Origin of the sequence: Enterobacter sp. RHBSTW-00994 (assembly GCF_013782625.1) — a bacterium.
Lineage (GTDB): Bacteria > Pseudomonadota > Gammaproteobacteria > Enterobacterales > Enterobacteriaceae > Enterobacter.
Map to the genome: position 1 here is coordinate 3,695,543 of NZ_CP056199.1, position 12,436 is coordinate 3,707,978.

Here is a 12,436-nt window from a genome sequence, read left to right on the forward strand (position 1 = left end):
AAAGAAAAAGGCCAGTCTCTCGACTGGCCTTTTTGACGAATAGTATATTTACTCGCGGAAAAGCGCTTCGATGTTCAGCCCTTGCCCCTGCAAAATTTCACGCAGGCGACGCAAACCTTCAACCTGAATCTGACGAACACGTTCACGAGTCAGACCAATCTCGCGGCCGACATCTTCCAGTGTCGCAGCTTCATACCCCAATAATCCGAAACGACGCGCCAGCACTTCACGCTGTTTGGCGTTCAACTCGAACAGCCATTTAACGATGCTCTGTTTCATGTCATCGTCCTGCGTGGTGTCTTCCGGGCCGTTATCTTTTTCATCGGCCAGGATGTCCAGCAGCGCTTTTTCAGAATCACCACCCAATGGGGTGTCAACCGAGGTAATGCGCTCGTTGAGACGCAGCATACGGCTCACGTCATCAACCGGTTTATCGAGTTGTTCGGCAATCTCTTCGGCGCTTGGCTCGTGGTCCAGTTTATGGGACAACTCACGCGCAGTACGCAGATAGACGTTCAACTCTTTGACGATGTGAATAGGCAGTCGAATCGTACGGGTTTGGTTCATAATCGCCCGTTCGATAGTCTGGCGGATCCACCATGTCGCGTAAGTGGAGAAACGGAACCCGCGTTCCGGGTCAAACTTCTCAACCGCGCGGATCAAGCCTAAATTGCCCTCTTCAATCAGATCCAGCAAGGCCAGACCACGATTGCCGTAACGACGGGCAATTTTCACAACCAGACGCAAGTTACTTTCAATCATGCGACGGCGTGAGGCAACATCACCACGCAATGCTCGACGCGCGAAGTAAACTTCTTCTTCGGCCGTTAACAATGGAGAATAACCAATCTCCCCAAGGTAAAGCTGAGTCGCGTCCAGCACACGCTGGGTAGCCCCTTGCGATAACAGCTCTTCTTCAGCTAAATCGTTATCACTGGGTTCCTCTTCTACTAAGGCTTTTTCGTCAAAAGCCTCTGCTCCGTTCTCATCAAATTCCGCATCTTCATTTAAATCATGAACTTTCAGCGTATTCTGACTCATAAGGTGGCTCCTACCCGTGATCCCTGAACGAGACACCCTATGTGGTATGTCCCGTCAAATTATCGCTGCGGCAAGTACTGCAGCGGGTTTACGGATTTCCCCTTGTAACGAATTTCAAAATGCAAGCGTGTAGAACTGGTTCCGGTGCTACCCATGGTAGCGATTTTTTGCCCCGCCTTGATTTCTTGTTGTTCCCGGACCAGCATTGTATCGTTATGGGCGTAGGCACTCAGGTAATCATCGTTGTGTTTGATGATAATAAGATTACCGTAACCGCGCAGAGCGTTACCGGCATATACAACGCGTCCGTCTGCAGTCGCGATGATAGCCTGTCCCTTACTTCCTGCGATATCGATCCCTTTATTTCCACCTTCGGTAGAAGAGAAGTTCTCGATAACCTTGCCATCAGTAGGCCAGCGCCATGTAGAAATCGGCGAACTGGACGACATACTGCTGGCAGTCGGCTCGGTAGAGCTAACCACAGGAGCCGTAACAGGTGCTGTGACAACCGTCGCAGTCCCTTTATTATTCGGCAACATTTTGTTAGCACTCTGATCACCTGAATCCTCAGAATACGTAATTACTGGTTGCGAAGCAACCACTGTGCTGGATTTTTGTGCAGGCTTGACATTGTTATTCTGCGCAGTGACATCCGCGGCAGAAACAGTATTGCCTGGAGTGAGTGGCGTACCTGTGGCATTACCCACCTGAAGCGTTTGACCGACTTCCAGTGAATAAGGAGCCTGGACACTGTTACGCTGTGCGAGGTCACGGAAATCGTTCCCGGTGATCCATGCGATATAGAAAAGCGTGTCACCCCGTTTTACGGTGTAGGTACTGCCGCCCGTATAACTGCCTTTTGGAATGTTCCCATATTTACGGTTATACACAATACGACCATTCTCGGTCTGTACTGGCTGAGCCACAGGCTGAATCTGCGTTGGCTGGGTAACTGGGCGTTGAACCGGCTGAATTTGTGGCGTCTGGTTTGTCGTCGCCGTACCCATTTTTGGCGGAGGCGTAATCAGCATTCCACCGGAAGAACTCCCCGAGCCATTGTTTCCGCCTACCGAACTCACAGGTGCAGGCGCGTTAGTCGAACTTGTACAGCCTGCCAGCCAAAGCGAAACCAGTGATAATGCCGCAACACGGCTGATGGTGAATTTTGGGCTTCCCGCGCTCATTTATCCCCCAGGAATGTGTTAACTACCAGTGACTTAAAAACCATGAAGGCTCGAATCTTTCGCGCCACACCATACGCTGAATTTGCCTTAATAACCCTGGATAATTCCGAGTCTCAGGCCAGTTCCCCCTTAACCAGGGGCACGAAGCGTACGGCTTCCACGGTATCGATAATAAATTCGTCGCCACGCCGACGAACGCGCTTCAAAAGTTGCTGCTCGTCTCCCACGGGCAAAACGAGAATGCCCCCTTCATCCAGTTGCGACAAGAGCGCAGCGGGTATTTCAGGCGGTGCAGCCGTCACGATAATGGCGTCAAACGGCGCGCGCGCCTGCCAACCCTGCCATCCATCACCATGACGTGTCGAAACATTATGTAAATCAAGTTGTTTCAGGCGACGTCGTGCCTGCCACTGTAAACCTTTAATACGTTCGACCGAACAAACATGGTGCACAAGATGCGCCAGGATCGCAGTTTGATAGCCTGAACCTGTACCAATTTCCAGCACGCGCGATTCCGGGGTCAGCTCAAGGAGCTCCGTCATTCGCGCCACCATATAAGGCTGTGAAATCGTCTGGCCTTGTCCGATGGGCAGGGCCACGTTTTCCCAGGCTTTGTGTTCAAACGCCTCATCCACAAATTTCTCACGAGGAACCTGAGCGAGTGCATCTAACACATGCTCGTCAGTTATCCCCTGAGTGCGTAATTGTTCCAGAAGAGTTTGTACACGTTTACTTACCATTGCGTGTTCACTCCGGCGCGATCCAGCCAGCCCGATACCACATCATGCGCGCTATAAGCGGTTAAATCCACGTGCAATGGCGTGACAGAAACATACCCTTCATCCACCGCGGCGAAGTCTGTGTCCGGCCCCGCATCACATTTATCGCCAGGAGGGCCAATCCAGTACAAGGTGTTGCCGCGCGGATCCTGCTGCGGAATAACCTGGTCCGCAGGATGCCGGCTACCACAACGTGTCACACGGATACCTTTAATGTCGTCCAGTGGTAAATCAGGGACATTAATGTTGAGGATACGCCCGGTACGCAATGGCTCGCGGTTAAGCGCTCGCAAAATGGAGCAGGTAACGGCCGCCGCAGTTTCGTAATGCTTGTGGCCATTGAGTGACACCGCAAGTGCCGGGAATCCCAGATGACGCCCTTCCATTGCGGCCGCAACCGTACCGGAGTAGATCACGTCATCACCCAGGTTTGGGCCTGCATTAATGCCTGAAACGACAATGTCCGGCCGTGGGCGCATCAGCGCATTGACACCCAAAAATACACAGTCGGTCGGTGTGCCCATCTGGACAGAAATATCACCGTTATCAAACGTAAAAGTACGAAGTGACGATTCCAGCGTCAATGAGTTAGACGCCCCACTGCGGTTACGATCGGGGGCCACAACCTGCACGTCAGCAAACTCACGCAGTGCCTTCGCCAGCGTCTGAATACCTGGGGCATGGATCCCGTCATCGTTACTCAGCAATATTCGCATAATCACCCGAGGTGTTGATAAGTTCCCTGACAACACTGGTGGCAAAGCTACCTGCCGGCAGCCAGAAGCGTAACTCGACGGTTACATCATCCCACCAGTTCCAGCTAAGCTGTTGCGGGTAGAGCAACATCGCACGGCGTGCTGCTTCGACTTTTTCCCGCACCAGTAATGATTGTAATTCCTGCGCATCGGCTATCGCTGATTGCTCAGCGGCCAACGCAGCGCCCTGAGTTCCCCAGTCGCCTGAACCGGGCAAGGCTGCGGTAATCATCAATGCTTTTGCGTCAACGCGCGCTTGTGCATCGGCCATTTCATCTACCGTTGCCACGAACCAGCTTCCGCGTCCCGCTAATTGTAGCGCATCGCCGACAACAACTTGATTCGCGTCTGGTTTTTTCAGTCGCTCGCTCACAATCTGATTAAACAACGCACTGCGGGCAGCCGACAACCAAAAACTGCGTTTATTCCTGTCACGCACGGGTACATCGCTTTGCGCCCAGCGCAAAGCGCCTTGCAGGTTACTGCCAGCAATCCCAAAACGCTGTGCGCCAAAATAGTTTGGCACGCCCTGCTCTGCAATCGCGTTCAGACGTTTCTCGACATCATCACGGCTGGAAACTTCACGCAAAATAATCGTGAAGGCATTACCTTTGAGCGCGCCCAGACGCAGCTTGCGCTTGTGTCTGGCATACTCCAGCACTTTGCAGCCTTCCAGCTCAAACTGGCTTAAATCAGGCATTGCATTGCCCGGAACGCGCGCGCACAGCCACTGTTCGGTGACCGCCTGTTTGTCTTTCTGTCCTGCAAAACTCACTTCACGGGCATGGATCTTCAGGAATTTCGCCAGTGCATCAGCCACAAACCGGGTGTTGCACCCATTTTTCAGGATGCGAACCAGGATATGTTCACCCTCACCATCAGGTTCAAACCCTAAATCTTCGATCACCACAAAATCTTCGGGACTGGCTTTTAGCAGGCCACTCCCTTGCGGTTTACTGTGCAGGTAGGTGAGATTTTCAACGTCTGTCATTTGGCCGCCTTCAGCAGAAGCGCCACGGCTTCACAGGCGATGCCTTCGCCACGCCCCGTAAAACCGAGCTTTTCGGTCGTTGTGGCTTTGACGTTGACGTCATCCATATGACAGCCCAGATCTTCAGCAATAAACACTCGCATCTGCGGGATGTGCGGTAACATTTTGGGAGCCTGGGCAATAATGGTTACGTCGACATTTCCCAGGGTATAGCCTTTGGCCTGAATACGACGCCAGGCCTCGCGCAGCAGCTCACGGCTGTCGGCCCCTTTGAACGCCGGGTCGGTGTCCGGGAAGAGTTTGCCAATATCGCCCAGTGCTGCTGCACCGAGCAGCGCATCGGTTAACGCGTGCAGTGCGACGTCGCCATCAGAATGCGCCAGCAATCCTTTTTCATAAGGGATGCGTACGCCGCCAATGATAATTGGGCCTTCTCCGCCAAAGGCGTGTACATCAAAACCGTGTCCAATTCGCATTATGACTTCTCCTGATGGGTCGAACGGGTAAGATAAAATTCCGCAAGCTGTAAATCTTCGGGACGCGTCACTTTTATATTATCAGCACGTCCTTCTACAAGCTCAGGGTGAAAACCGCAATACTCCAGCGCCGAGGCTTCATCGGTAATGGTCGCGCCCTCTTCCAGGGCCCGGATTAAGCAGTCACGGAGTAATTCGCGGGGGAAAAATTGCGGCGTCAGTGCATGCCATAAATCGACACGTTCAACGGTATGCGCGATGGCGTGTTGCCCCGGTTCCGCGCGCTTCATGGTGTCGCGTACCGGAGAAGCCAGAATACCGCCGACCTTACTGCTTTCACTGATCGCCAGCAGACGCGCAAGATCGCTCTGATGCAGGCACGGGCGAGCAGCATCATGCACCAGCACCCACTGCGCAGACCCCGCGGCCTGAATGCCCGCCAGCACCGAATCAGCACGCTCTGCGCCGCCATCAACAACGGTAATCTGGGGGTGATTTGCCAGCGGCAACTGGGCGAAGCGAGCATCGCCAGGACTGATGGCGATAACGACATGTGTCACCCTGGGGTGCGCCAGCAGCGCCGCCACGGAGTGTTCAAGAATCGTTTTATCACCAATAGAAAGGTATTGCTTGGGACATTCTGTCTGCATGCGTCGACCAAAACCCGCGGCCGGTACAACGGCACAGACGTCCGAAAAAGTTACTGCCATGTCGTAATCCTGGGCCTGATTATCGATTATTTTGTGCTGAGCCCTGGCTGCGTTTAGACGCATCCGGAACCAGACGATAAAAGGTTTCGCCCGGCTTAGTCATACTGAGTTCATTACGTGCGCGTTCCTCGATCGCTTCCTGCCCACCATTGAGGTCATCAATTTCAGCAAAGAGTTGATCGTTTCGCGCCTTAAGTTTGGCGTTTGTTGCCTGCTGAGCCGCAACATCATCGCTCACCCGGCTATAGTCGTGCAGTCCGTTTTTACCGAACCACAGCGAATATTGCAGCCAGACCAGCAAAGCCAGCAACAGCAGCGTTAGTTTACCCATCCTGCCCCCAGAAAAACGGCATCATCATCCCATACCACTCCCCCGGACACCGCGCCGGGGCTACAGAGATGCCGCAACATCGCGGGCAAATGTACCACATTTTTTTCGCAGAATCGCCTTGCTCAATATCGTCACACAGTTGGTTACGGTTTGAATTATGGCTGAAGTTAGCCCATGAGCCACAAAAATAACAGACCAAACATCAGAACCACCGTCACAATCGTGACGACGGCACTGTAAAGCAGTTTGCCATTGAGGAGTGAATGCAGCGCAATGCCGACAACAATCGCGACAGGCATCAGGGCAAGGAAGAATGGCCAGGTGTAGAGAAAGAAGAAAAATGTGTTGCCGCCATAGATCAGGAAAGGGATGCCCAGCGCCAGCAACCACGAAATGAAGCCGACAAAGGCCCCAGAAAGCGACCAGGTCGTCTCGTCATAGGTCGTTAACGGTTCCGACCCGGAGATAATGTAGTTTTCACTGTTACGCATAGCTAATCCTGTGACCATGACTCCTCGTTCGGGAAAACGGCTCCCGAACGATACCGTCTCAGGATCTGATAATATCGTCCTGTCTGAGCAGGTCTAATAATTGGCTTACTAAATTTGTTACCAATTGTTGACCTTCCAGGTGAATCTCTGGGGATTCAGGCGCTTCGTAAACCGAGTCAATTCCCGTGAAGTTTCGCAGCTCACCCGCACGCGCTTTCTTGTAGAGGCCTTTTGGATCGCGCGCTTCGCAAATCTCCAGCGGCGTATCAACAAACACTTCAATGAAGCGGTCATGGCCCACACGTTCGCGCACCATCTGCCGTTCAGCACGATGAGGCGAGATGAAAGCGGTCAGCACCACCAGCCCGGCATCAGCCATCAGACTGGCGACTTCACCAACCCGACGGATGTTCTCTTTGCGGTCTTCATCACTGAACCCCAGGTCACTGCACAAACCGTGACGCACGTTATCCCCATCCAGCAGATACGTACTCACACCTTGTTGATGCAAAGCCTCTTCCAGCGCCCCCGCCACCGTGGACTTACCGGAGCCAGAAAGTCCGGTAAACCACAGCACAACTCCACGGTGACCGTGGAGTTGTTCGCGTGCGCCTACAGTGACCGGATGAGGATGCCAGACGACGTTCTCATCATGTTGGGCCATTACTTGCCTCCCAGCAGATCGCGCGCACCCCAGTGTGGGAAGTGTTTGCGCACCAGAGCATTCAGCTCCAGCTCAAAGGCACTAAACGCGGAGGGTGAAGTGGCAGACTGCTCATGCGGCTCACGCACCATACCCGCACCAACAGTGACATTGGTAAGGCGGTCGATAAAGATCAGCCCGCCCGTAACTGGATTTTGCTGATACTTATCCAGAACCAGAGGCTCATCAAACGTGAGATCCACCAGGCCAATACCGTTCAGCGGCAATTCAGACACGCTATGCTGAGCCAGATTGTTGATATCAACCTGGTACTGAATGCCGTCCACACGGGCACGGGTTTTCTTGCCCGCAATTTTAATGTCGTAACTCTGGCCCGCTGCAAGCGGCTGTTCAGCCATCCACACAACATCCAGAGAGGCACTTTGTACGGCAGGTAAACTTTCCTGCGCATCCAAAAGCAGATCGCCACGGCTAATATCGATTTCGTCTTTCAACACCAGCGTAACCGCTTCACCTGCTCTCGCTTCCTGCAAGTCACCATCAAACGTGACAATCCGCGCAATGGTCGATTCCACGCCAGACGGCAGTGCTTTAACGCGCTGGCCGGCTTTCACGATCCCCGAGGCAATCGTGCCAGAGAAGCCACGAAAATCGAGATTCGGGCGGTTAACATACTGCACCGGGAAGCGCATCGGCTGGCTGTCCACTACGCGCTGAATCTCAACGGTTTCCAGCACTTCCAGCAGCGTTGGACCGCTGTACCACGGCATATTCGCGCTCTGAGACGCGACGTTGTCGCCTTCGAGAGCAGAGAGCGGTACAAAACGGATATCCAGATTGCCTGGCAGTTGTTCTGCAAATGTCAGGTAGCTCTGGCGGATCTCGTCGAATTTCTCTTCGGCAAAATTTACCAGGTCCATCTTGTTAACGGCAACCACCAGATGTTTGATCCCCAGCAGCGTGGAGATAAAACTGTGGCGGCGAGTCTGATCCAGTACGCCTTTACGCGCATCCATCAGCAGGATCGCCAGCTCGCAGGTAGATGCCCCGGTCGCCATATTTCGGGTGTACTGCTCATGCCCGGGGGTATCAGCAATGATAAATTTGCGTTTTTCAGTCGAGAAATAACGGTACGCTACGTCGATAGTGATGCCCTGCTCACGCTCAGCTTGCAGACCGTCGACCAGCAGCGCCAGATCGAGTTTCTCGCCCTGCGTCCCATGACGTTTACTGTCGTTATGCAGCGAAGAGAGCTGATCTTCGTAAATCTGACGAGTGTCATGCAGCAGACGTCCAATCAGTGTACTTTTTCCGTCATCGACGCTGCCGCAGGTCAGAAAGCGCAGCAGGCTTTTGTGCTGTTGTGCGTGCAGGTAGGCTTCTACGCCGCCTTCATCCGCAATTTGTTGGGCAATAGTGGTGTTCATGGCGGCTCCTTAGAAATAACCCTGACGTTTCTTCAGCTCCATCGAGCCTGCCTGGTCGCGGTCAATCACGCGCCCTTGTCGCTCACTGGTGGTCGACACCAGCATCTCTTCAATAATCTCGGGCAATGTCTGCGCACTGGATTCCACAGCACCAGTCAGTGGCCAGCAGCCGAGGGTACGGAAGCGCACCATCTGTTTTTTGATCACTTCGCCTGGCTGCAAATCGATACGATCGTCATCGATCATCATCAACATACCGTCACGCTCCAGCACCGGGCGTTCTGCAGCCAGATACAGGGGAACAATCTCGATATTTTCCAGATAGATATATTGCCAAATATCCAGCTCAGTCCAGTTAGAGAGCGGGAAGACGCGGATGCTTTCGCCCTTGTTAATCTGGCCGTTGTAGTTGTGCCACAGCTCCGGGCGCTGGTTTTTTGGATCCCAGCGATGGAAGCGGTCGCGGAAGGAGTAGATACGCTCTTTGGCACGGGATTTCTCTTCATCACGGCGTGCGCCACCAAAAGCGGCATCAAAACCGTACTTGTTCAGCGCCTGTTTCAACCCTTCGGTTTTCATGATGTCGGTATGTTTTGCACTACCGTGCACGAATGGGTTTATTCCCATCGCCACCCCTTCCGGGTTTTTATGCACCAGCAGCTCGCAGCCGTAGGCCTTCGCAGTACGGTCGCGGAACTCGTACATCTCGCGGAACTTCCATCCGGTGTCAACGTGCAGCAGAGGAAACGGCAGCGTGCCTGGGTAAAACGCTTTACGCGCCAGATGCAGCATTACGCTGGAATCTTTACCGATGGAGTACATCATCACCGGATTAGAAAATTCAGCAGCGACTTCGCGGATAATATGAATACTTTCCGCTTCGAGTTGCCGCAGGTGAGTCAGTCGTTTTTGGTCCATAACCGTTCCTTAAGCCAGATTCACCACAGAAGAGCCAAACCCCTCTGCGTCTGTTGTATATTGAAACCAGGCGAGCGTGCTGTGCAGCTGCACCACTTCACCCACCACAATCAGGGCGGGCATAGGCGCGTCTTGCGCCAACTTTGCAAGGTCTTGCAGTGTGCCGGTCGCGACATGCTGATCGACGCGCGTACCGCGAGAAATCACGGCAACCGGCGTTGTCGCCTCACGACCATGCTGGATAAGTTGTTCACTGATATCTGCCGCTTTCATCGTGCCCATATAGATCGCCAGCGTCTGACGGCTCTGCGCCAAATGTGACCAGTCGAACGGCGTGCTGTCTGCTTTGTAATGGCCTGTCACAAAGGTCACGCACTGAGCGTAATCACGATGGGTGAGTGGAATACCGGCATACGCCGTTACCGCGGATGCCGCCGTAATGCCAGGAACCACCTGGAACGGCACACCCGCAGCAGCAGTCGCCTGCAGTTCTTCTCCGCCACGCCCAAAGATGAATGGGTCGCCCCCTTTCAGACGTACAACGGTTTTGCCTTCTTTTGCCGCCGCCACCAGCATCTGATTAGTTTCATGCTGTGGCACGGAGTGTTCACCTGCACGTTTGCCCACGCAAATCTGCTCCGCATCACGGCGGATCAACTCGCGCACGCCATCACTCACCAGATGGTCATAAAACACTACATCGGCATCCTGCAAAATCTGCAGGCCACGAAGCGTCAGAAGCCCGGCATCACCAGGACCGGCTCCCACCAGAATAATTTCTCCGCCGTTGCCGGGGTTCTCCAGTTCATCTTCCAGAACCTGCTGTGCTGCTGCCTCATTACCAGACTGAATCAAGCTGGCAAAACGCCCACGAAACACCCGCTCCCAGAAGCGGCGACGTTCCGTCACGCTGGTCAGCCGGGCTTTCAGATGGTTGCGCCAGTCACTGGCTTTTTCGGCCACTCGCCCCAGACTTGTTGGCAGTAACGCCTCAATTTTCTCTCGCAGCAGGCGAGCCAAAACAGGCGCAGTGCCTCCGGACGAGATCGCTACAATTAAAGGAGAACGATCGACAATCGAGGGGAAAATAAATGAGCATAACGGCTGATCGTCCACAACATTCACCAGGCGATGGCGGGCATGTGCTGCATCTGAAACACGCTGGTTCAGCGCACGATCTTCCGTTGCCGCAATCACCAGGACCACATGGTCGAGTTGTGATTCCTCGAATTCGGAACCTGTGACGACCTCTACCTTTGCGCCTGCACGCTGTAAAAAAGCAATTTTGCGATCGGCAATTTCGCCCGTACCGACAACCAGAACCGGACGATCTTTTAAGGCAGCAAATAAGGGCAGATAGTCCACAAGCTACAACTCACTAACAACCAGGAATAGTGGGACTATAGGGGGCGGCTTAGACTGAATGAAATTACTAATTGGAATGAGTAGTTACTCAATGGAATAACGCCATGAAAAAGCAAATATCAAAAAGTGCTTAACACGCGAAATTTCGGGCATTTAGGAGCAATTCAAATTGTGTATACAGGATCACAGTTTCATACTAAGCGAGTTAAAATTTTGCTCTGCTTTTAAGGACTCACTATGTTTTCCGCAACGCGCCACCGTATTGCTGCACTGGCGCTCGGCGTTTGCTTTATCCTTCCGGCCCAGGCAAAGAATCAGCCCTACGGCGACATTGCCAATATGCAGGCACGGCATATTGCAACGGTATTTCCTGGTCGAATGACCGGCACACCCGCAGAGATGCTCTCTGCCGACTATATTCGCCAGCAGTTTGCTGACATGGGCTACCAGAGCGATATCCGGGCGTTTCATAGCCGCTATATTTATACCTCGCGCAATAAAACGAAAAACTGGCACAACGTGACCGGCAGTACGGTTATTGCCGCGCATGAAGGTAAAAGCCCCGAACAAATTATTGTTATGGCGCATCTGGATACCTTCGCCCCAATGAGTGATGCCGACACCGATGATAATCTCGGTGGCCTTACGCTACAGGGAATCGATGATAACGCGGCAGGATTAGGCGTAATGCTCGAACTGGCTGAGCGCATGAAAAATATCCCAACAAAATACGGGATTCGCTTTGTCGCAACCAGTGGTGAAGAGGAAGGAAAACTCGGCGCTGAGAATCTCCTCAAGCGAATGAGTACTGAAGAGAAGAAAAATACGCTACTGGTGATTAACCTCGATAATCTTATCGTCGGGGACAAACTCTATTTCAATAGCGGACAAAGCACGCCGAGCACAGTGCGCAAATTAACGCGGGATCGTGCGCTGTCGATTGCCCGTAGTGTAGGGGTTTATGCCACTACAAACCCTGGCGGTAATGCACAATATCCGAGAGGTACGGGCTGCTGTAACGACGGTGAAGTGTTCGATAAAGCCGGCATTCCCGTCCTGTATGTCGAAGCAACTAACTGGACGCTGGGCAAGAAAGATGGCTATCAGCAACGCGCGAAATCCAAAGCCTTCCCGGATGGAACAAGCTGGCATGACGTGAGACTGGATAATCAACAGCACATTGATAGCGCCCTGCCGCAACGGATTGAGCACCGTAGCCGCGATGTGGTGAAAGTGATGTTGCCACTGGTAAAAGAGTTGGCCAAAGCCAATAAAGTGTAGTGATAGATGTCTTCTTTGCCCTC

General features: G+C 53.1%; 14 protein-coding genes. 1 reads left to right on the forward strand and 13 read right to left on the reverse strand.

Annotated features, from left to right (window positions below):
- Positions 1–48 precede the first annotated feature (48 nt).
- The 13 genes from rpoS to cysG form a co-directional block, all read right to left on the reverse strand.
- Positions 49–1,041, reverse strand: coding sequence for an RNA polymerase sigma factor RpoS (gene rpoS, locus HV346_RS17660; RefSeq protein WP_013098493.1), 993 nt, complete (start codon positions 1,039–1,041; stop codon positions 49–51).
- 59 nt (positions 1,042–1,100) lie between these two features.
- Positions 1,101–2,225, reverse strand: a complete 1,125-nt coding sequence (gene nlpD / locus HV346_RS17665) for a murein hydrolase activator NlpD (protein WP_181620551.1) — start codon at positions 2,223–2,225, stop codon at positions 1,101–1,103.
- A gap of 113 nt (positions 2,226–2,338) precedes the next feature.
- Positions 2,339–2,965, reverse strand: a complete 627-nt coding sequence (locus tag HV346_RS17670) for a protein-L-isoaspartate(D-aspartate) O-methyltransferase (protein WP_181620552.1) — start codon at positions 2,963–2,965, stop codon at positions 2,339–2,341.
- Positions 2,959–3,720, reverse strand: a complete 762-nt coding sequence (gene surE, locus HV346_RS17675; RefSeq protein ID WP_181620553.1) for a 5'/3'-nucleotidase SurE — start codon at positions 3,718–3,720, stop codon at positions 2,959–2,961. Before surE ends, HV346_RS17670 begins: the two co-directional genes overlap by 7 nt.
- On the reverse strand, positions 3,701–4,750 hold the full coding sequence (gene truD / locus HV346_RS17680) for a tRNA pseudouridine(13) synthase TruD (protein WP_181620554.1): 1,050 nt from the start codon (positions 4,748–4,750) through the stop codon (positions 3,701–3,703). The genes surE and truD overlap by 20 nt, the downstream gene beginning before the upstream one ends.
- A complete protein-coding gene (gene ispF / locus HV346_RS17685; RefSeq protein ID WP_181620555.1) occupies positions 4,747–5,226 on the reverse strand; it encodes a 2-C-methyl-D-erythritol 2,4-cyclodiphosphate synthase in 480 nt (159 codons plus the stop codon). The genes truD and ispF overlap by 4 nt, the downstream gene beginning before the upstream one ends.
- Positions 5,226–5,936, reverse strand: a complete 711-nt coding sequence (ispD, locus tag HV346_RS17690) for a 2-C-methyl-D-erythritol 4-phosphate cytidylyltransferase (protein WP_181620556.1) — start codon at positions 5,934–5,936, stop codon at positions 5,226–5,228. Before ispD ends, ispF begins: the two co-directional genes overlap by 1 nt.
- Positions 5,937–5,955: 19 nt before the next feature.
- Entirely contained in the window at positions 5,956–6,267 is a 312-nt protein-coding gene (ftsB, locus tag HV346_RS17695; RefSeq protein WP_181620557.1) for a cell division protein FtsB, read from the reverse strand.
- Between the two features lie 167 nt (positions 6,268–6,434).
- Positions 6,435–6,758, reverse strand: coding sequence for a DUF3561 family protein (locus HV346_RS17700; RefSeq protein WP_181620558.1), 324 nt, complete (start codon positions 6,756–6,758; stop codon positions 6,435–6,437).
- A 58-nt stretch (positions 6,759–6,816) separates the two neighbouring features.
- Positions 6,817–7,422 carry an adenylyl-sulfate kinase gene (cysC, locus tag HV346_RS17705; RefSeq protein ID WP_181620559.1) on the reverse strand — a complete coding sequence of 202 codons (606 nt, stop codon included), beginning with the start codon at positions 7,420–7,422 and terminating at the stop codon, positions 6,817–6,819.
- Positions 7,422–8,849 (reverse strand): sulfate adenylyltransferase subunit CysN, encoded by a 1,428-nt coding sequence (cysN, locus tag HV346_RS17710; RefSeq protein ID WP_181620560.1) that lies wholly within the window; start codon positions 8,847–8,849, stop codon positions 7,422–7,424. Before cysN ends, cysC begins: the two co-directional genes overlap by 1 nt.
- 9 nt (positions 8,850–8,858) lie before the next feature.
- A complete protein-coding gene (cysD, locus tag HV346_RS17715) occupies positions 8,859–9,767 on the reverse strand; it encodes a sulfate adenylyltransferase subunit CysD (protein WP_006811770.1) in 909 nt (302 codons plus the stop codon).
- A 9-nt stretch (positions 9,768–9,776) separates the two neighbouring features.
- Positions 9,777–11,123 carry a siroheme synthase CysG gene (gene cysG / locus HV346_RS17720; protein ID WP_220131484.1) on the reverse strand — a complete coding sequence of 449 codons (1,347 nt, stop codon included), beginning with the start codon at positions 11,121–11,123 and terminating at the stop codon, positions 9,777–9,779.
- A 246-nt stretch (positions 11,124–11,369) separates the two neighbouring features.
- On the opposite strand from cysG, the gene HV346_RS17725 reads away from it, so the two are divergent.
- Positions 11,370–12,413 carry an aminopeptidase gene (locus HV346_RS17725; RefSeq protein ID WP_181620562.1) on the forward strand — a complete coding sequence of 348 codons (1,044 nt, stop codon included), beginning with the start codon at positions 11,370–11,372 and terminating at the stop codon, positions 12,411–12,413.
- The last annotated feature ends 23 nt before the right edge of the window (positions 12,414–12,436 follow it).

Coding starts and splice junctions, on each gene's coding strand:
- rpoS (WP_013098493.1), bottom strand. CDS start 1,041: ATGAGTCAGAATACGCTGAAAGTTCATGATTTAAATGAAGATGCGGAA.
- nlpD (WP_181620551.1), bottom strand. CDS start 2,225: ATGAGCGCGGGAAGCCCAAAATTCACCATCAGCCGTGTTGCGGCATTA.
- HV346_RS17670 (WP_181620552.1), bottom strand. CDS start 2,965: ATGGTAAGTAAACGTGTACAAACTCTTCTGGAACAATTACGCACTCAG.
- surE (WP_181620553.1), bottom strand. CDS start 3,720: ATGCGAATATTGCTGAGTAACGATGACGGGATCCATGCCCCAGGTATT.
- truD (WP_181620554.1), bottom strand. CDS start 4,750: ATGACAGACGTTGAAAATCTCACCTACCTGCACAGTAAACCGCAAGGG.
- ispF (WP_181620555.1), bottom strand. CDS start 5,226: ATGCGAATTGGACACGGTTTTGATGTACACGCCTTTGGCGGAGAAGGC.
- ispD (WP_181620556.1), bottom strand. CDS start 5,936: ATGGCAGTAACTTTTTCGGACGTCTGTGCCGTTGTACCGGCCGCGGGT.
- ftsB (WP_181620557.1), bottom strand. CDS start 6,267: ATGGGTAAACTAACGCTGCTGTTGCTGGCTTTGCTGGTCTGGCTGCAA.
- HV346_RS17700 (WP_181620558.1), bottom strand. CDS start 6,758: ATGCGTAACAGTGAAAACTACATTATCTCCGGGTCGGAACCGTTAACG.
- cysC (WP_181620559.1), bottom strand. CDS start 7,422: ATGGCCCAACATGATGAGAACGTCGTCTGGCATCCTCATCCGGTCACT.
- cysN (WP_181620560.1), bottom strand. CDS start 8,849: ATGAACACCACTATTGCCCAACAAATTGCGGATGAAGGCGGCGTAGAA.
- cysD (WP_006811770.1), bottom strand. CDS start 9,767: ATGGACCAAAAACGACTGACTCACCTGCGGCAACTCGAAGCGGAAAGT.
- HV346_RS17725 (WP_181620562.1), top strand. CDS start 11,370: ATGTTTTCCGCAACGCGCCACCGTATTGCTGCACTGGCGCTCGGCGTT.